The sequence below is a fragment of the Caenibacillus caldisaponilyticus genome, from assembly GCF_002003465.1.
Taxonomy (GTDB): Bacteria; Bacillota; Bacilli; order Bacillales; family Sporolactobacillaceae; genus Caenibacillus; species Caenibacillus caldisaponilyticus.
Genome location: NZ_BDDQ01000021.1, coordinates 56,596 through 75,868 on the forward strand (window position 1 = coordinate 56,596; position 19,273 = coordinate 75,868).

At 55.7% G+C, this 19,273-nt stretch carries 12 protein-coding genes and 1 riboswitch; of the genes, 5 read left to right on the plus strand and 7 right to left on the minus strand.

Annotation, left to right across the window (positions count from 1 at the left end; all coding sequences use genetic code 11):
- Positions 1-173 precede the first annotated feature (173 nt).
- From CCB157_RS17590 to CCB157_RS07435, 4 genes are all read left to right on the plus strand, one after another.
- Positions 174-368 carry a hypothetical protein gene (locus CCB157_RS17590; RefSeq protein ID WP_077615274.1) on the plus strand — a complete coding sequence of 65 codons (195 nt, stop codon included), beginning with the start codon at positions 174-176 and terminating at the stop codon, positions 366-368.
- Positions 369-719: 351 nt separating this feature from the next.
- Positions 720-2,675 (plus strand): acetate--CoA ligase, encoded by a 1,956-nt coding sequence (gene acs / locus CCB157_RS07425; protein ID WP_238594629.1) that lies wholly within the window; start codon positions 720-722, stop codon positions 2,673-2,675.
- A 283-nt stretch (positions 2,676-2,958) separates the two neighbouring features.
- The gene (locus CCB157_RS18020; RefSeq protein ID WP_439951311.1) at positions 2,959-3,201 is read left to right on the plus strand and encodes a zinc ribbon domain-containing protein; all 243 of its coding nucleotides are present in this window, start codon (positions 2,959-2,961) and stop codon (positions 3,199-3,201) included.
- A gap of 267 nt (positions 3,202-3,468) precedes the next feature.
- Positions 3,469-3,930 carry a hypothetical protein gene (locus tag CCB157_RS07435; protein WP_077615277.1) on the plus strand — a complete coding sequence of 154 codons (462 nt, stop codon included), beginning with the start codon at positions 3,469-3,471 and terminating at the stop codon, positions 3,928-3,930.
- 483 nt (positions 3,931-4,413) lie between these two features.
- Here CCB157_RS07435 and CCB157_RS07445 read toward each other — a convergent pair whose 3' ends face one another.
- From CCB157_RS07445 to gltB, 7 genes are all read right to left on the minus strand, one after another.
- Positions 4,414-5,703 (minus strand): MDR family MFS transporter, encoded by a 1,290-nt coding sequence (locus CCB157_RS07445; RefSeq protein ID WP_077615279.1) that lies wholly within the window; start codon positions 5,701-5,703, stop codon positions 4,414-4,416.
- Between the two features lie 589 nt (positions 5,704-6,292).
- The gene (locus CCB157_RS07450; protein ID WP_158077242.1) at positions 6,293-6,943 is read right to left on the minus strand and encodes a YpjP family protein; all 651 of its coding nucleotides are present in this window, start codon (positions 6,941-6,943) and stop codon (positions 6,293-6,295) included.
- 337 nt (positions 6,944-7,280) lie between these two features.
- Positions 7,281-8,327 (minus strand): ribonucleotide-diphosphate reductase subunit beta, encoded by a 1,047-nt coding sequence (locus CCB157_RS07460; protein WP_077615282.1) that lies wholly within the window; start codon positions 8,325-8,327, stop codon positions 7,281-7,283.
- Positions 8,293-8,787: a flavodoxin domain-containing protein gene (locus tag CCB157_RS07465; RefSeq protein ID WP_077615283.1), complete on the minus strand. Its 495-nt coding sequence runs from the start codon at positions 8,785-8,787 to the stop codon at positions 8,293-8,295. Before CCB157_RS07465 ends, CCB157_RS07460 begins: the two co-directional genes overlap by 35 nt.
- Before the next feature lie 15 nt (positions 8,788-8,802).
- Entirely contained in the window at positions 8,803-11,118 is a 2,316-nt protein-coding gene (locus CCB157_RS07470; RefSeq protein WP_077615284.1) for a ribonucleoside-diphosphate reductase subunit alpha, read from the minus strand.
- 240 nt (positions 11,119-11,358) lie between these two features.
- Positions 11,359-11,552, minus strand: a riboswitch (cobalamin riboswitch).
- 246 nt (positions 11,553-11,798) lie between these two features.
- On the minus strand, positions 11,799-13,253 hold the full coding sequence (locus CCB157_RS07480; RefSeq protein WP_077615286.1) for a glutamate synthase subunit beta: 1,455 nt from the start codon (positions 13,251-13,253) through the stop codon (positions 11,799-11,801).
- Positions 13,254-13,462: 209 nt separating this feature from the next.
- Positions 13,463-18,163, minus strand: coding sequence for a glutamate synthase large subunit (gltB, locus tag CCB157_RS07485; protein ID WP_077615287.1), 4,701 nt, complete (start codon positions 18,161-18,163; stop codon positions 13,463-13,465).
- Between the two features lie 135 nt (positions 18,164-18,298).
- On the opposite strand from gltB, the gene gltC reads away from it, so the two are divergent.
- The gene (gene gltC / locus CCB157_RS07490) at positions 18,299-19,201 is read left to right on the plus strand and encodes a glutamate biosynthesis transcriptional regulator GltC (RefSeq protein WP_077615288.1); all 903 of its coding nucleotides are present in this window, start codon (positions 18,299-18,301) and stop codon (positions 19,199-19,201) included.
- Positions 19,202-19,273: the final 72 nt, after the last annotated feature.

A 19,273-nucleotide genomic window follows, 5' to 3' on the forward strand; every position in this document is an offset into this window, starting at 1 on the left:
TTATGCATCGCTATTTACATTTTCATCCATATTTATGTCGAATTTTGAGAAAACGGAAGTTTATCGAATCATTTCTAAGAAAAAGAATTTTTGTTCTGATCCGGCATGGCAAAGTTAAAGGCTAAAGTAGCCGATGTAAATTTTAATCTCATTATTAACAAAGAAGCCATCGAGTGCAATTTACAAAAAGTGACAAGCAAATCAATAGTAAGAAGTGTAACTCGATGGTTTCTATTGACAAGTTTACCCTGTTGGAATGGATTCGAAAAGTTGGCTTAAAAGGGGATGTCGACTTTTTACAGGAAGGGCTGAAAGTTACGTCTGAAGCATTGATGGATGCAGAGGTGAGTCAAGCACATTGGTGCTGAACGGTATGAACGAACGAAAACCGAAAGAATGATCGAACCGAATATCGGAGCACATGGGTCGGAACGATTGACCTTATCCCTAAATTGCGAAAAGGCTGTGACTTCCCCGGCCGTGTACATGTCATGCGTAATATTTTATGTCAGGTTCCAAAATCTTCGCTAAAGATTTTGACCGATCGCCCGCTCGAAATTCAAGCATTGAGTCCGATTATGACCGTAATTTTCTACCATTCTCATCATTCCTCAAAAAATCTTTATTCAAAAATGGTCACAAATTTGTTATATTTAATATTGTAAGCGTTATCCAACTCCGACTTCATTCGGATACAACGCGCAAGGATGGTGATACAAGTGGTCAATGAAGCGAAGCAACTTGACACCTTGTTGAAGGAAAACCGTGTGTTTCACCCGGATCCCGCTTTCACCAAGCAAGCCAACTTTAACGATCCGGACATTTATGAACGCGCCGCCAAAGATCCGGAGGGCTATTGGGCGGAACAAGCCAAGCACATCACCTGGTTCAAACCTTACGATAAAGTGTTGGAATGGAATCCACCGCACGCCAAATGGTTTCTCGGCGGCAAGCTGAACGCCGCTTACAATTGCGTCGACCGCCATCGCCAAGGCCCGCGCAAAAACAAAGCCGCCATCATTTGGGAAAGCGAAAACGGCGACAGCAAGGTTTTCACATATGAAATGCTCGGCCGCGAAGTCGATAAGGCCGCGCACATGTTGAAAAACCTCGGCGTCAAAAAAGGCGATCGCGTCGCCGTCTATCTGCCGATGGTGCCGGAACTGCCGATCGCCCTGCTCGCTTGCGCGAAGATCGGCGCGATTCACACGGTCGTCTTCGCCGGTTTCTCGTCCAAAGCGCTGCGCGACCGCATCGATGATTCCGACGCCAAGCTCCTCATTACGGCTGACGCCGGATGGCGCCGCGGCAGCCAAGTGCCTTTGAAAGCGTACGCCGACGAAGCCCTCGAAGGCAGCTCGGTCGAAAAAGTGCTGGTTGTCCGAATCGTCGGCGAGGCATCCGGTGCCAAAATGGTCGCCGGCCGCGACCTCTACTGGCACGAAGAAATCGAAAAGGCTTCCAAAGAGCCCTTCCCGGCCGAAGAAATGGATGCCGAAGACATTTTGTACTTGTTGTATACATCGGGCACGACCGGAAAACCGAAGGGCATCGTCCACACGACGGGCGGTTACATGGTTGGCGTGAACACCTCTTTGCGCAGCGTTTTCGATCTCAAAGAAGAAGACATCTTCTGGTGCACGGCGGACATCGGTTGGGTCACCGGCCATACTTATCTCGTCTACGGTCCGCTCTCGGCCGGCGCGACCGTGGTCATCTATGAAGGCGCACCGGATTATCCGGAGCGCGACCGATTCTGGAAAATTGTCGAGAAATACGGCGTCACCATCTTCTACACCGCCCCGACATTGATTCGCACTTTCATGAAATGGGGCCCGTCCTACATCGAAAAACACGATCTCAGCTCGCTGCGCCTGCTCGCCACCGTCGGCGAACCAATCAACCCGGAAGCGTGGATGTGGTTTCACAAGTATGTCGGCAGGGAAAAAACGCCGATCGTCGACACGTGGTGGCAAACCGAAACGGGCTGCGCCATGATCGCTCCGCTCCCCGGTTTAACGCCGACCAAGCCGGGTTCGGCAACCAAACCGCTTCCCGGCATCCTCGTCGACGTCGTCGATGACGACGGGCGGACGGTGGAAAACGGCGGGGGCAATCTCGTCATCAAACATCCGTGGCCTTCCATGCTGCGAACGATTTGGGGCGACGACGAACGGTTCCGCAACACTTACTTCGGCAAGTTTCCCGAGTGGTATTTGCCGGGCGACGCCGCGCATCGCGACGAAGACGGCTACATCTGGATACTCGGGCGCATTGACGATGTCATCAACGTCTCCGGCCACCGCATCGGCACAATGGAAGTGGAAAGCGCGCTCGTCAGCCATCCGTCGGTCGCCGAAGCCGCCGTCATCGGCCGCAGCGACGATGTGAAGGGGCAAGCGATCACCGCTTTCGTCATTCTGAAGGAAGGCAACGAACCGTCCGCCGCCATGACGGCCGAACTCAAAGAAACGGTCGTCGAACAAATCGGCAAACTCGCGCGTCCGGAAGAAATCATTTACACCGCGGAACTGCCGAAGACGCGCAGCGGAAAAATCATGCGCCGCCTGCTCCGCGACATCGCGGAAGGCCGCGTCCTCGGGGATACGACGACGTTGACCGATCCCCCGGTCATCGAGGAACTCAAACGGCTGTATCAAGATAAGGAAGACTGAGCCAACAAGCGCTTCCCGTCTGCGGAAGCGCTTGTTTTGTGCAGAAAGCGGGGCGTTCCGATGATGCGAACGCCTTGATGAAACCCGCCGCCTCCCTCCTTCGTATCAATGGTATAAAACCGAAGCGGCATCGACGCGGCGCTGCCATTGGCTGAGAAGCGGTTTGCGGCAAATGCCGGCTTTGCCGGCGGCGGTTGGCTTGCGGCTGAACGGCGCAGGTGTATCAGCCGAGCGGCGGCGGACCGGTTTTACAAAATGGTTGAAAAGAAAGGGGACGGCCTCCGTGAGCCACGTTGAAGACGAAATTCGGGCGCGATTTGTATGTTCAAAGTGCGGGCACAGTGAATGCTGGACGAAGGAACTCGCCATGACCGGCACCGGATTGAGCAAAATGTTCGACATCCAAAACAACTATTACCTCTTTGTTTCGTGCACCCATTGCGGGTATACGGAGATTTACCATTCGGACGTGCTGAAAGGCCAAAGAAGCGAGCTTTCGAACATCCTCGATCTGTTGTTCGGATGAAGCCGCAGGCCTTTCGACGATCTCATCCGAAACGGGGCGGACGGTGTGCCGCCCTTTATCTTACCGCCTTTCGCCCTCCCCCTTCGCCTAGATGATCCAAAAAACTCGGTGCCGCCGCCTGATCCGTTATCTCCCTCCGGCTCGTCGCATAAATATGTAACAAACCTTTCTTTGCTAATACGAGCAGACAATCAACGACCCATCGCCTGGCATCGCTCGTTCGGAGATGGACAGCGGTTCGTTGGTGGCGGAAAGGGGCATGGAATCATGATACGGCGGAACCGCGGCGCACCTTTCCATGCGATCTTGTATTTGCTGGTGGTTATCGTTTTGGCTGCCGCCGCTCTGTATTGGTACAGCCATTGGCCGCGCCGGGAAGCGGTCGAGATCGTGAACGAATTTTACCAATATGAGCAGACGGGCGATTACGGCAGCGCGTGGACGCTTTTTCATTCGGAAATGAAAAAGAAATTCACCCAGGCCGAATACATTCAAAAGCGCACGAAAGTCTTCATCGAAGATCTCGGCGCGAAGACGTTCACGTATCGCATTGAAGACGTCGACCATCTCGCCAGCTGGCGGATGTCCGCCAAAGCCCGTCCTTTAAAAAACGTCTACAGGCTGAAAGTCGCCGAAACCTTCAACGGCGTCTTCGGTCTCATGACGATCGAAACGGATATCTTCGTGGCAAAGGACGGCAAGGAATGGCGGATGTTGTGGAAATATTGATGGTTATTGGGCTCTCCAAGGTTTTTTGAGCATATTCCTCCATACGAATCACGTCCTGGAAACAAACGGCTCGCTCCATTGTTTGGCAAAGGCGCGGCAACGGCCGTCGTTTCGACAATCTGTTCAAAGCAGGAAAACGCCGGCAGGACGCGGCGATCCAGGGCGAAGCGTGACCGCCTTTAAGATGGCCGGGCATCCGCTTGGTTAAATGCCGGGATGATGTGAAGCAGTTTTAATAAAATCAACGCAGCCGCCCGCGGCGTTCTTTTTTATAAAAAGGAAGCGCCTCTTTTTATTGTTATTTTTGCGCGGCGGCACGCGGGAGCCACACGTCAAGGACGGGAAGTCCCAAAGCCCGTTGACCGTCTTGGCGGCAAAAAGGGACCCATCCAACGCGCGGAACCGACGCGCGCCGAAAAGCACAACTTTATATAAATGAAAAAAACATCGCAGAGGCCGCCTCCGCGATGTTTTCATGAGCCATTAGGAAGACCGGGCGTCTTTCCATTCTCCGGTCTCCCGTTTCTTTCGCTCAAACAACTCGAACATAAGGGCATAAAGAGCGGCGCCGACAAAGGCGACGATCGCCAGAAGCGTAAACGTCCAGGAATAGCCGATCCAGGCCGTCATCGGAATCGCCAGCGGGGCGATCGTCCGGCCGATACTGTACCGGAGGCTCGCCGCCGCGAAATATTGGCCGCGCATGTGCTCGGGAGCGAGTTTCGAAATGAAATCGTTTTGCAGGCCGGCGACCATGAGCTCCGCGGCCGTAAAAATGGCGCCGGCGAAAAACAATATCCAAATGTTCAATGTATGCCCGTAAATGAAGATGCCCACGCCGTAAAAAACGGCGGACATGACGAAAACGTTACGTTCTTTATATCGGGTCATCCATTTCGTCATGAAGACGGTGAAAAGGGCGACGAGCAGCCCGTTTTCCGAGACGACCCAGCTGAAGGCTTCCTTCCCGTTGAGCGAAAACGACCAGTCGCCGATTGTGAACAACGTTTGCTCCGGCAGTTTGTCGGTCACGTACACCGCCATAAGCAGATCGAGTTGCATAAAGGTTTGAGCCACCAAAATACCCGCCACGATAAACAGCAAAAAAATGACGTCTTTTGTAATCACTTGATAGTCATGCAGTTGCTGCACGGCGTATTGGATCCAGCCGGCATTCGCATCATGTGCCCGTTCGACCGCGGGCGCCGTTTCCCGGAGATACCGGTGCAGGACGACGGCGAGCACGAGCGCGACGCCGCCGCACGTCAACAAAAACGGAAACCGATAGCTAAAGAAAAAGATGCCGCCCAACACCGGGCCGATGACGACCGCAATGTTCACCGCCGTGTAAAACACGGCGAAGATGGCGCTCCGATGTTTTTCATCGACGACGTCCGCGATCATCGCTTGGCTGGCCGGCCAGTATAAGCTTCCGAAAAAGCCGAGCAAAGAAAAACCAATGTACGTCAACAGAGCGGAATCCAGCCACGGCGACGTGCCGAGCGCAAACGGGATGAAACAGAACGCCTGGCCGTAAGCGGCGATCACCATCATTTTTTTCCGGCCGTAATGATCGGCCGCATACCCGCCGAACAAGCCGACGACAACGCCGATCACTTGCGAGAGGACGAGAAGCGCGCCGGCGGTTCCTTTGCCGAAGGCATCTGAAAAATAAATGGACATGAACGGGAAAAACATCCAAAACAAAAGGTTGGTCGCGCCTTCGCCGATCAGCCGGATCTTCAGGTTCAAATCCCAATCTTTCCACTTCATTAATGATGTCTCCCTTCTAAGATCCGCCTTTTCCACCGCAAACCGGGAGTGGCTGCCGCCTCTCGGCTAATGCCCATCCTCGCATGAGCGACGGCCGTCCAAGGAATGCAAACGGCCGCTTGCCGTTTGACAAAGAAAAAGAGGCCGTGATGGGCACAAACCACGCCCACCATAGACCTCTTGAAAACGGTTCTATGTCGGATCATGGTCCACCCCGTCCGGTGATGAAAAGGCGCACGAAATCAAACCCACGACGAACATCGCGTGGATTTTTTTCAGCCTTGATTCACCACAATTTGGACAAGGTTTTCCATGGATGATAACTCCTATCGTAGCAATTTATCCCTTCCGGTTTTCATCATCGCCACGGCCAACCCGGCAGGCGGCCATTCTTGACAATGACATTTCTTAATTTATCATACTCTTGTCAAAAAAACAATGTTTTTTATAACATTTTTTCATCCTAAAATGAACCGCGGATGGAAAACGCGAAGACGCTGCGGCCTGGAAAGAACCGGACCCAGCAAAAAAAAGCCTTCCCCCGTCCGGAGCGGGAGAAGGCTTTGGGCATCCGGTCATGCTCATGCCGTCACGCCATCCATTTGGGCGGCATGTTTTTGTCCCAATAAACCTTGGCGATTTCGTGATGTTCTTGAAAACCGTCCTGATAGGTATGGTAATGGAAGTTAAACCAATATCCTTCTTGCGGGGGATGGTCGCGGCGCACGTGGAATTTAATCAATTCTTCGCCCGTCCGGCCGTCGTAAAAATGCAGGATGCGCTCGCCCGTTCCGCCCGCCGGATGGCGGCTGACCATCAAATGCCGGAGCGTCTCATCGTCGACGGTCGCGCCGAGGGACGCGACGGCATCGGCAAAACGCGGAACGATATCTTCAACGTAAACCGCTCCGATTTCTTCGGCGATCGCCGGGCCGAATTTTTCAAAGCCTTGTGCGGTCGCTTCTTTCGCCGCGTACCGTTCCAATTGCTCAAGCATTTCCGCACGCGTTTGGCAAAGGGCGGCAATCTCGGGCCATTCCGAAACCCGCTCCTCAACGGTCTCTACAGCGATGGCTTCATGGCCCGTCGTTGCAAGAAATTCACCGCGGCTCGCCTTCGGACGCTGTTCCCCGGAATCCGGCTTCTTGGATTCCTGATGAACGTTAAAAGTGGGGACGACGGTGCCGAGCGTCAAGACCGTCACGAGCGTGATCAGCGTTTTCCGCAACCATTTCGGCATGCGTTCGTCCCCCCTTTCAAGAATGGTCGGAATGGCGAACATTCCGCCGGCGCGATTTTCATCAATACATACGTCCGATCTCCGGTTGGGTTACATTTTATTTAACATAAACGAGAGAATCGCGAACGAAATTTGAAAAACATTTGACAATTTGCCGATGTTGTTGACAAAGCCATGAAACCTTGTGTGAAAACGGGGTCTTCCATAGTATAAAATTCGTACTTCCCCCGGGATTCCTGCCCGTCGATCGCCGCGAATCCGCCCCTTTCTTCTTGAACGTCCGCCTTTCGCGCTTCGTTTCGAACGGTTGCCTGAGCGGCGGCCGAAAATCGGACCATTAAAGCTCATCAAAACCGTTTTCGTCCGTAATTTTGGTGTAGTTTCGCGACTTCTGCTCGAAGAAGTCTGTTTTATCGCTGTCCAACGTTTCGTCCGAATAGATTTGGATCCAGCGGCACGGGTTGTCCTCGTACCCTTCAAATACGATGTCGCCGCCCATCAAACGGGAGCGCTTGTTTCCCAAATACTTGAGATAGCCCTCCAATTCGAGCAGATCAAGGTTTTTAATATCTTTTAAGATATACTTGGACCATTCGATTTCGGCCTCCACGCTGTATTTGACAAAGTCGTACATGAACGCGGAAAACGATCCGTCGGCATCGATTTCCGGATTTTCCCCCAGAAGCGCCCTGAGGATATCCGACCCGATGCGGTTGTGGAGCATCTCATCCCGTTGGATGTAGCGGATCATCGTCGAGGTCGCCAACATTTTCTGATTTCTTGCAAGATGATAGAAATAGGCAAAACCCGAGTAGAAGAAGATGCCCTCGTTGCAGTTCGACGCCACCAGCGTTTCCGCCAAATGGCGGGGTGTCGGGTTCTCTTTAAATTTTTCATAGATTTCCAGGACGCGTTCGTTCCGCTTTAAAATTTTGGGATGCGTGCGCGCATGCTCAAACGTCTTCATTTGCGTCTCGTTGTCGGTCACCGAGGCGAGCAAATACGAATAGCTCTGATTATGAACCACCTCATCGCGGCATATGTAGTAGAGCAAGTGGGCGACCGACGTGTCCGTAATATACGGAGCGGCGAAAGAGATCCAGCGCGCTTGGATCGAATCGAACGTTGTGAGCAGCGCGGTGATTAAAAAGTAGGCTTCGACTTCGGCCGGATCCAGCTCGCCGCGCGCCAGTTGAATGACGTCTTTGCTCATATTGATTTCAAACGGCGTCCAAAATTGCGAGAGCAGCTTTTTATAGTGGTCATAGAAATGCGGATATTTCAGATCGTTCCAGTTTACGATGCCGCTCGCTTGACCGTTGACGATCGCTGTCGGTTTATTCGGATTTTCAGGTTCCAGTATTTTGATTTTCTTTAATGCCACTTTTATATCCCTCCATCCAATCGTCAATGATGGCCCTCGTGAATTGCCTGACCACGTTGATCGCCTTTGGCCCTCTCGGCGCCAATTCGATTTTCATCGTCCCGAGAACTTCCGTTTTATGCGCGAGATGGTAGGCCGCTTCATCGACCGCCCGGCAGTAATAAGTAAAAATGGTTTCACCGGTGCCGAAGACCGCGACAGGCGGCAAGGCAAAATCGTTTTCCTTGATCATGAACCTGAGTGCCTTGCGCGCGATATCCGGCAATTTTCCTTTTCCCCAGGTGTAAGTGCCGAAGAAAAGAAGCGTGCTGTGTTGGCACACTTCTTCCACGGCCCGTAAATCGGTGACCGGCACCAACGGCACCCGGTTCCCGATGTACTTTTCGCATTCGTCTTGAATGAGTTCCGCCGTTTCTTTGGTGTTGCCGGATCGCGAAGCATAAATGATGGCGATGCCCATCACGTCCACCCCTTTTTATGACTGGCAGCTCTCGCAATCTTCTTGGTCAAACGTCGTGCTCCGGACGTAATAGGTCGATTTGAGCCCGTTTTCCCAGGCTTTCAGATGGAGCTCAAGCAGCTTTTTGGCTTTCACGTTATGGTAGACATAGATGTTAAACGATATGGATTGGTCGATATGGCGCTGCCGCGCGGCGTTTTGCCGGATCGACCATTCCTGCTCGATATCCACCGAATGCTTGTACAGCCACCATGTGGTGGGATTGAGGTCGGGCGCGGTGACCGTGATCTTGTAATTCTTCTTTTCTTCCGAGTAAATTTTGCGATAAACGGGATCGACGCTCGCCGTGCTCCCGCCGATCAAAGCGGTCGTCGAATTCGGCGCCACCGCCATCAGATACCCGTTGCGCAGGCCGTGTTCGCGCACCTCTTCGGCCAAAGACGCCCAATCCAAAGCGCCCAAGTTCTTTCCGTTCCGGTCGATATAACCGCGCCGGATGAAATATTCTCCGGTCGCCCATTCGCTTCCGGCAAACAGCGGATACTTGCCCTTCTCTTTGGCCAAATCCTTGGAAGCTTCGATGGTTTTATAGGCGATGTATTCATATAAGCGATCGGCATAGGCCACGGCCTCTTCGCTTTCCCAGCGTATGTTCTTTAACGCGAGCAAATGGTGCCAGCCGAACGTGCCGAGGCCGACGGCCCGGTACCGCTGATTCGTATACTTCGCCTGCAGCACTTCGATATCGTTCAAATCGATGACGTTATCCAGCATGCGCACTTGGATGGGGATGAGCCGGTCCAGAACGCCGTACTCCCCTTCCGCCTTGCCGACCGCCCGGCCCAAGTTGATCGAAGACAGATTGCAGACGACAAAGTCGCCGGGTTTTTTGACGATGATGATGCGCGATTCGCCGTCTTCCAAAACCAATTCCTCTTGCACGACGGTCGTCGGCGACATGTTTTGGGCGATTTCCGTGCACAAGTTGCTTGAATAAATGATGCCTTTGTGTTTATTGGGGTTCATGCGGTTGGCCGTATCGCGGTAGAACATATACGGCGTGCCGGTCTCCAGCTGGGACGCCATGATCTTCTTGAAAATTTCGATGGCGGGCACCGTCGTCCGCGACAGTTCGGGATGGTCCACGCACATCTGATAGCGCCTGCGAAACTCGCCATCGCCCTTTTCTTCATCGTAAAAGTCTTCAAGCGCAAAGCCCATGACGCGTCGGACTTCATGTGGATCAAACAAATGCCAATCCTCGCGGTCACGAACTTTTTCCATAAAGAGGTCGGGAATGCATACGCCGGTAAACACGTCGTGGGCGCGGTACCGCTCATCCCCGTTGTTTAAACGCAGTTCCAAGAACGGGATGATATCCTTGTGCCAAACATCGAGATAAACGGCGATGGCCCCTTGGCGCTGGCCGAGCTGGTCGACGGATACGGCCGTGTTATTTAACCCTTTGATCCATGGAATGACGCCGGATGAGACGCCCTTGAATTTTTTGATGTCGCTCCCGCGCGCGCGGACTTTGCCCATGTAAACGCCGATGCCGCCGCCGTTTTTGCTTAATGTGGCGACGTCCGTATTGTTGTCGTAAATGCCGCGCAGGCTGTCTTCGACGGTGTCAATGAAACACGAAGACAGCTGGCCATGGGTTTTTCCCGCGTTGGCCAACGTCGGTGTGGCGACGGTCATATAGAGATTGGATAAAGCCCAGTACGCTTCTTTGACGAGAGCCAAGCGCTTTTCTTTCGATTCGTTTTGCATGAGCACCATCGCAATGACCAAGAAGCGCTCCTGGGGCAATTCCAAAACGTTATGGTCATGGTCTTTGGTCAAATAGCGATCGATCATGGTCCGCAGCCCGACGTAGTGAAACAGTTTGTCTTTTTCCGGATCGATGAATTTGCCGGCGGCTTCGATCTCCGCCTTGGAATAACGGTCCATGATCTCCCGGGAATAGAGCGCCTTGTCCGTCAAGGCTTTCACCAGGCCGTAAAAATCGGAATAGACATGACGGACCGCGCATCCGCGCTTTTCGGCTATCTCTTGATAAAGACGATTTAACAAGAAACGGGCGGCGACGAACGTGTAATCCGGCTCCTCGGCCGTGATAAACGCGGCGGCCTCCAATTCAAGCATCCTCTCAATCTCTTGGGCGGTCGTCGTCTTCCCCGCTGCGACCGTCCGGAGAATTTTTTGGACAAATTCATCCTTCGACTTCAAATCCAATCCTTCGAAAGCTTCATCAATCACTTTGATAAGCTGCTGCTCATCATAACGGCTCGTTTTGCCTTGGCTGTCCGCAACGACAGAACCTTGCATGCTTCCGCCTCCCATGTTTTTTGGATGGATGCTGATCTTCGACAACCAATAAAAAAACGCCCATCTTCGCGATGAGCGTGAAACGGCGGTAGCAAAATGCAGGCACCAAGCATCCCTTCGGCGCGCCGGCCAACGCGCGTTTGAAAAGTCGAAAAACCGTCCAAAAGGTCATCTCCATCCGCGCAGGCCGTTGGTCGCTGCCGACTCTCCGCCGTTTCAATGGCTCACCCCCCGAAGCATTGAAACGTTCGTTAAAAGGCAGGTCTACTGGCTCATGCTTCATCCTACTCCGACCCTTCCCATACAGGCACCCCGAAGAGCAACCTGTACAGTGGCGCTTCGTTTCGTCCGCATTCACAGTTGCGGGGACAGCTCCGGATTTGCACCGGATTCCCTATTAAGTCCGAACGGACACCTTTTAACGCGTGGCATCAATATATGGTTGTCTGAAATGACATTAGCACAATATATTGTATCGGTCAACCATGATTTGGCTATGAAATTATCCATGCCCGATAAACACGGCCTCGAACGCGCTGCCCACCGGCTTCCGCTTTTGACGGCGGGCGTTCGGAAAGCGGCGGAATCGCTTCGAGGAGTCCAGCAAGGGAAGCCCCACTTAGTCTCTTTGAAAAAAGAAAGTGCGCCGCCGGGCGCACGATAAAGTTTTTCTCATTTGCTTAGTCTTTCTTCTCCTGCAAATAGCGGTCAACGGCAGCGGCGGCGTCCCGGCCTTCGCGCATCGCCCAAACGATGAGGCTGGCCCCTCTCCTGGCGTCCCCGGCGGCGAAGACGCCGGGAATATCGGTTTGATACGTCTTCCGAGATGCGGCGATCGTTCCTTGCGGCGATTTGGCGACGCCGGTATGTGCAAACAGATGATCCTCGACGCCGGAAAAACCGACGGCGAGCAGAACGAGGTCGGCCGGCCATGTGCGTTCCGTGCCGGGGAGTTCCCGCAGCCGGCCGCGGTCGTCGAACGCCACATCCACCGTGACCAGCCCGGTCACGCGATCGTTTTTCCCGACAAAGCGCACCGGAAGGACGTTGTATGTTCGCGGATCGCAACCGAACGTCGCGACCGCTTCCTCATAACCGTAATCGAGCTTGAACACTTTCGGCGCTTCGGGCCAAGGATTGTCGGACGGACGTTGATCCGGAAGGCGGCCGCGCCGCGAGAATTGAATGACGCTTTGGCATTTTTGCCTGAGGGCGACCGCCACGCAGTCGGCCCCGGTGTCCCCGCCGCCGATGACGATCACCCGCTTGCCGCGGGCATCGATGGCCGGCGGTTGGCCGGAAAGCAAGGCCTTTGTGCTCGCGGTCAAATAATCCATCGCTTGATGGACGCCTTGCAGATCACGGCCTTCGATGGCCAGATCGCGCGTTTTTCCGCTGCCGATGCAAAGCACGACGGCGTCAAAGCGCTTCCGCACTTCCCGAAAGGCGAGATCTCGGCCGACCTCGGTGCCGGTGACGAACGCGATGCCTTCTTCGGCCAACAATTGGATGCGCCGCTCAACGACGGATTTTTCCAATTTCATATTCGGAATCCCGTACATGAGCAAGCCGCCGGGACGATCGGCGCGTTCAAAGACGGTCACGCAGTAACCCATTTGATTCAGCTCATCCGCACAGGCGAGGCCCGCGGGGCCCGATCCGACGACCGCGACTTTGAAGCCGTTGCGGCGGGCCGGCCGGATCGCCGTCACCCAGCCTTCAGCAAACGCGCGGTCGATGATCGCCCTTTCGATGCTTTTAATCGCCACCGGCGCGGCGGGAAGCGCGGCCGTGCACGACCCTTCGCACGGCGCCGGGCAAGCCCGGCTCGTAAATTCCGGAAAGTTGTTGGTCTTGATCAGCCGCTCATACGCCTCCCGCCAATGGCCGCGCCGAACGAGCTCATTCCATTCCGGGATCAGATTGTAAAGCGGGCAACCGCTCGTCGCCCCGTTCCATTCCGCCCCGATTTGGCAATACGGGGTGGCGCAATCCATGCAGCGGGCGGCTTGTTTGCGGAGCGCCTCATCCGCCAGCGGTACGACGTATTCGCCCCAATCGTTCACCCTTTCGGCCGCTTGTCTCTCTCCGTTTTCTCGTCTCGGAATCGTCAAAAAAGCGAGCGGATCACCCATGCGCATCCCTCCTTCAAAGGCATCGACGTTTTAAACGGCTTCTTTTCCCAGACTCTCATACCGGACCGCGCAAATAAACCGCACGCCGATCGTCTTGCAGCAATGGCGGCAACGCGTGGATGCCGTTTCTTTGCCAACTTTTATCGGGCGTTTTGATCATTCGGCTTTTTTATATGGGTCAACCTTCGGCGAACGTTCTTGCTCTCGGGTTAAACGCCTTGCAAACTCGTGACCGGTCGTTTGCTCTCCGGGCGATCGGCCCCGCTTTTTAACATTTGAAAGGCAAGCCACTTCGCTTGTGGCTCGTCATGTCCCTCGGCCAACAGTTCGGCGATGCGCATCGTCATCTTTTTGTATTCAATCGGCACCACTTTAATGAAGCGCGCGGCACATGTCTCCCAACGTTCCAAAATCTTGCGCGCCCTCGGGCTGTCCGTCCACTTCCAATGTTGTTCCACCAGGCTGCGCACGTTGCGGATCTCTTGCTCGTCATTCAAAGCCTCGAGGACAACCATTTCGCGATTGACGCGATCCATGACTTCATAGGGGTTCCCGTCCGGCCACAAGTAAGCGACGCCCCCCGACATGCCGGCGGCGAAGTTTTTCCCGATCGGCCCGAGGATGACCACCGTTCCCCCGGTCATGTATTCGCAGCCGTGATCGCCGACGCCCTCCACGACGAGACACGCGCCGCTGTTGCGGACGGCAAAGCGGGCACCCGCAGCGCCGCGGATGTAAGACTCGCCGGAGGTGGCGCCGTAAAAAGCGACGTTGCCGATGATTGCTTCGCCTTGGGGCCGTGGCGTCTCCGCGGGCGGTTTAATGACGAGCCGGCCGCCGGAAAGCCCCTTTCCGACGTAATCGTTGGCATCGCCGTTCAAGATAAACGTCAAGCCTTTTGGCACAAACGCCCCGAAGCTTTGCCCCGCCGAACCGCTGAATTCGGCAGTGACGGCGCCGTCCGGCAGCCCGTTTTCGCCGTGCGCGGCCGACACTTCATGGCCGAGGCGCGTGCCGACGGCGCGATCGGTGTTTTTCAATACCGTGCGGAGGTGTACCGTTTCGCCGCGTTCCAGCGCCGGTTTGGCGGCGGGGAGCAACACCTTGGCGTCAAAAGAGGCTTCGCGCGGCGGATGGGGGGCCGCCGCTTTTCGCCGCACGTCCCCTTCTAATTCAGATGGCGCAGAGAGCAATTTGGAAAAATCCAGGCGCTTCGCTTTCCAATTCATTCGAACGGGTTCGCCCGGCTTAAGCAAATGCGTGGCGCCGATCAATTCATCGAGCGAACGATAACCGAGAGCCGCGAGCCACTGACGAACGTCTTCCGCCACAAAGCGCATGTAGTTGACGACATGTTCCGGCTCGCCGGCCATGCGTTGGCGCAGCTCGGGATTTTGCGTCGCGATGCCGACCGGGCAAGTGTCTTTATGACAAACCCGCATCATCACGCAGCCGAGGGCGACGAGCGGCGCGGTGGAAAATCCGTATTCCTCCGCGCCCAGACAGGCGGCGACGATCACGTCGCGTCCGGTCAGCAATTTTCCGTCCGCTTCCAGCGTCACACGGTCGCGCAGCCCGTTAAGCAGCAGCGTTTGGTGGGCTTCGGCGAGGCCAAGCTCCCAAGGCAGGCCCGCGTGCTGGATGCTCGTGCGCGCCGCCGCTCCCGTGCCGCCGTCATAACCGCTGATCAGGATGACGTCCGCGTTCGCTTTCGCCACGCCGGCGGCGATCGTGCCGACGCCCGATTTCGCCGTCAATTTCACGCTGATGCGGGCTTTCGGATTGGCTTGTTTCAAGTCATAAATGAGTTGGGCGAGATCTTCGATGGAATAGATATCATGGTGGGGCGGCGGCGAAATAAGCCCGACGCCGGGCGTCGACCCGCGCACTTCGGCGATCCAAGGATAAACCTTTTCCGCGGGCAGCTGCCCGCCTTCACCGGGCTTGGCGCCTTGAGCCATTTTGATTTGGATTTCATCCGCTTCCGCCAAATAAAGGCTCGTCACGCCGAAGCGTCCCGAGGCCACCTGCTTAATGGCGCTGCGCCGCGAGTCGCCGTTTTCGTCGGGACGGTAGCGCCGGGGATCTTCACCGCCTTCGCCGCTGTTGGATTTTCCGCCGATTCGGTTCATCGCGATCGCCAGCGCTTCATGCGCTTCCTGGCTCAGGGCGCCGTAAGACATCGCGCCGGTCTTAAACCGCTTCAAGATCGCTTCCGCCGGTTCCACTTCTTCCAGCGGCACGGGCGGCCGTCCGCTTTCAATGGTGAAAAGGTTCCTTATATTGACGGCTTCTTCCTGGTCGGCCGCTTCGCAGAACTGCCGGTAAAGATCGGGATCATTGCGGCGGACCGCTTGTTGCAAAAGGTAGACGGTCTTCGGATTAACGCGATGATATTCCCCGCCGTTTCGCCATTGCAAAACGCTGCCCGAATCCAATGCGGCCGCTTTCCCGTCCGATCGAAACGCCGCCCGGAAACGGCTCAACGTTTCCCGGGCAATATCCGCCAAGGATAAACCGCCGATCGGCGAAGGCGTGCCGGTAAAATAACGGTCGATGACCTCTTCGGAAATCCCGAGCGCGTCAAAGGTTTGCGCCCCTCGATAACTCTGTACGGTGGAAATGCCGAGCTTCGACATGATCTTCACGACGCCGTCGATCAAGGCTTTCAAATAGTTGCGGACGGCTTGTTCCTCAGAGAGGCCCTCGATGTGGCCGTCCCGGACCAACCGCCGGACCGATTCAATCGCTAAATACGGATAGACGGCATCGGCGCCATAACCGATCAACGCGGCGACGTGGTGGCTGTCCCGCGCTTCTCCCGTGTCGGCGATCAAGCTCACCTTCGTCCGGATGCCCCGGCGCATGAAATGATGGTGCAGGCCGGAGATGGCGAGCAGCATCGGGATCGGCGCCTGATTTGCCGTCGTCGAGCGGTCGGACAAAATGAGGAGCGCGGCGCCCGCGGCGACGGCTTCCTCCGCTTGATTAAAGAGAGCGGACAACGCTTTTTCCAATTGGTGTTCATCATCGGCGGAAAACACGGCGTCGAGCCGGCACGCCTTAAATCCGGGGACGGCTTGCAGCCGTCGGAACAGCGCGTCATCGAGCAGCGGAGAGGCGAGTTTGATGCGGCGGACGTTTTCCGGCCCCGGCTGCAAGAGATCGCCGGTCGGTCCGAGCCACGTCAGCGTGGACGTGATGCCCTTTTCCCGAATCGCATCGATCGGCGGATTCGTCACTTGGGCGAACCATTGCTTGAAATAGTTATAAAGGAGCTGCGGACGCTCGGATAAGACGGCGACCGGCGCGTCCATCCCCATCGACGCCACCGGTTCTTTGCCGCTTTCCGCCATCGGCTTGATGGACTTGTGCACCTCTTCATACGTGTAGCCGAACAGTTTTTGCCGCATGAACAGCTCCGAAGTCACCGATTCGCGGCCATTGCTTGTATCCGCGTCGAATTGGACGGGGCGGGCGCCGGATTCAGAAGCCTCGTTCAGCCGGCCGGCATCATGAGAGCGACCCGCCTCATTCCCGTTTGCCATGGAAAGGTCGGGCGCCTCCTCCCCTTCTTTGTCCGCCGGCGTTTCGCTCCGTTCAGGACGGAGATCGATGACGTTTTCTTCCACCCATTTGCGGTAGGGATAAGCCGTGGCACAGCGCCGTTTCAATTCTTCATCTGGTACGATCCGGCCGGCTTCGAGGTCGATGAAGAGCCATTCGCCGGCTTTAAGGTGGCGTTTGGACTCGATCTCTTCGGGCTGAACGTCGAGGGCGCCGAATTCCGATGAAAAAACGAGGCGGCCGTCCGTCGTGACGACGTAACGGGCCGGACGCAAACCGTTGCGATCGAGCCCGGCGGCAATAAACCGTCCGTCGGTGAAAGCGACCGCCATCGGGCCGTCCCACGGCTCCATCAAGGCGCTGTGATACTCGTAAAAAGCCTTCACGTCCGGGTCCATCGGATCGTTTTCCCAAGGTTCGGGCACGAGCATCATGGCCGCGTGGGCGGGATGGACGCCGCTGAGCAGCAAAAATTCCAAGACGTTGTCCAGCGCCGCCGAGTCGCTGCCCGCCTCGTTGATGATCGGGATGAGCGCATCCGCCGGTACGCCGAAAACGTCCGTATTCAGCAGGCGCTCGCGGCTTTTCATCGCATGGATGTTGCCTTTCAGCGTGTTGATCTCCCCGTTATGGATGAGGGTTCGATAAGGATGCGCCCGCTCCCAAGTCGGGAAGGTGTTCGTGCTGAAGCGCGAATGAACGAGCCCGAAGGCCGACCGATAAGCGGGATTTGCCAAATCCGCGTAAAAAACCGGAAGTTCCGCCGGCCGCAGCAGACCTTTATAAACGATCGTACGGGAAGAAAGGCTCGCGACGTAAACGCCTGGATCGGATGCGAACCGCTTTTCGATCCCTCTCCTTAAGACGTACAATCGGCGGTCAAACGTCCGCTCGTCCGCTTCGTCTTGCTTTCCGATGAAAACTTGTTTGATGCGCGGTTTTGTTTTCGCCGCCGCCGGGCCGAGGACGGCCGCATCGACGGGGACGTCGCGCCAGCCGATGACGCCGAGCGCCAGCCGTTGCGCCTCGTGTTCGAATGCCTCTATGATCAACGTTTCCAAGCGTTCGGAATCCGGAAGAAAGACCATGCCGACGGCATAGTCACCAAATGCGGGCAGGTCAAACGGCACGGATTGCCGAAGAAGGTCATCGGGAATTTCCGTGAGGATGCCGGCACCGTCGCCCGTTCCGTTCGCAAATCCCGCTCGATGCTCCAAACGCTCGAGCAAATGGAGCGACTGGTCGACGATGGCCCGCGAGCGCGTGCCGTCGATTTGGGCGACAAATCCGATGCCGCATGCATCGTGCTCATATGCCGGATGGTACAGGCCTCTTGGTTTCATCGTTCATCCCCTCCTTCGGTTTCGAATAATACGAACATTGCGGTGGATTTTTATTATACTTGCAATCAATCAATCTAAACAATATATTATTTAGATATAAATCATCTCGTATTGATATGAAAGCGAGGAATCGGGATGGAGTGGCGGCAAATCCTCTACTTTATTGAAGTGGCTAAACATGAACACGTCACGGAGGCGGCTCACCGCTTGCACGTCGCCCAATCCGCGGTCAGCCGGCAACTCGCCTTATTGGAAGCGGAACTCGGCGTCGCTTTATTCACCCGGGAAGGCCGCAACGTGAAGCTCACGGCCATCGGCCGCCGGTTCCTGCGTTACGCCGAGCGCGCGGTGGCGGAAATCGAACAAGGCAAGAAAAAAATCGAAGAATATCTCGATCCGGAGCGCGGAACGGTGAACATCGGGTTGGCGACGGGCGTGTCGGCACCGTCGCTGCCCATCGCTCTCTCCCAATTCCGAGAGGAACACCCCGCCATCGGCTTTCAACTTATACAAGGCGCGCTCGCGGATTTGCTCGCGGCGATCGACGGCGGGCGGCTGGATATCGCCTTTTGCGCCCCGGTGCCGACCGATCATGAGTCCGTGCGGGGTGAAATCTTTTATCGGGAGCGGCTCGTCGCGGTGTTGCCGGCCGACCATCCGCTCGCCGAGGAAAGGGTGTTGTCGCTCAGTCAGCTGAGGACGGAACCTTTTCTCTCGTTCCGGCGCGGCCTGCCTCTCCACGATGACGTCCTTAAAGCGTGTGAAGCGGCCGGATTCCGCCCGCGCTTCGCCTTTCAAGGCGAAGACGTCAACACCATCAAAGCGTTGGTCGCCGCGGGTTTCGGGGTGGCGCTTCTGCCTGAGGACGCCCTAAGCGATCTCGCGCCGAACTTGGTGAAAAAAGCGATCACGGAACCCGACGTCTACCGGACCGTCGGCGTCATCATTCCGAAACACCGCGATCCCGCCCCATCGGAAGCGATGTTGTATGCGTTTTTAAAAGCTTTTTATCATCGGCTGGCGCGTTTCGGGGAATGAGGGCCATCCGGAATTTCGTGCCAATAAAAAAGCGGCGCCAGCAAAAAAAGGCCATTCGTTCCGCATGAAGCA

Coding starts and splice junctions, on each gene's coding strand:
- CCB157_RS07435 (WP_077615277.1), top strand. CDS start 3,469: ATGATACGGCGGAACCGCGGCGCACCTTTCCATGCGATCTTGTATTTG.
- CCB157_RS07445 (WP_077615279.1), bottom strand. CDS start 5,703: ATGAAGTGGAAAGATTGGGATTTGAACCTGAAGATCCGGCTGATCGGC.
- CCB157_RS07450 (WP_158077242.1), bottom strand. CDS start 6,943: ATGCCGAAATGGTTGCGGAAAACGCTGATCACGCTCGTGACGGTCTTG.
- CCB157_RS07465 (WP_077615283.1), bottom strand. CDS start 8,787: ATGGGCATCGCCATCATTTATGCTTCGCGATCCGGCAACACCAAAGAA.
- CCB157_RS07470 (WP_077615284.1), bottom strand. CDS start 11,118: ATGCAAGGTTCTGTCGTTGCGGACAGCCAAGGCAAAACGAGCCGTTAT.
- CCB157_RS07480 (WP_077615286.1), bottom strand. CDS start 13,253: ATGGGTGATCCGCTCGCTTTTTTGACGATTCCGAGACGAGAAAACGGA.
- gltB (WP_077615287.1), bottom strand. CDS start 18,163: ATGAAACCAAGAGGCCTGTACCATCCGGCATATGAGCACGATGCATGC.
- gltC (WP_077615288.1), top strand. CDS start 18,299: ATGGAGTGGCGGCAAATCCTCTACTTTATTGAAGTGGCTAAACATGAA.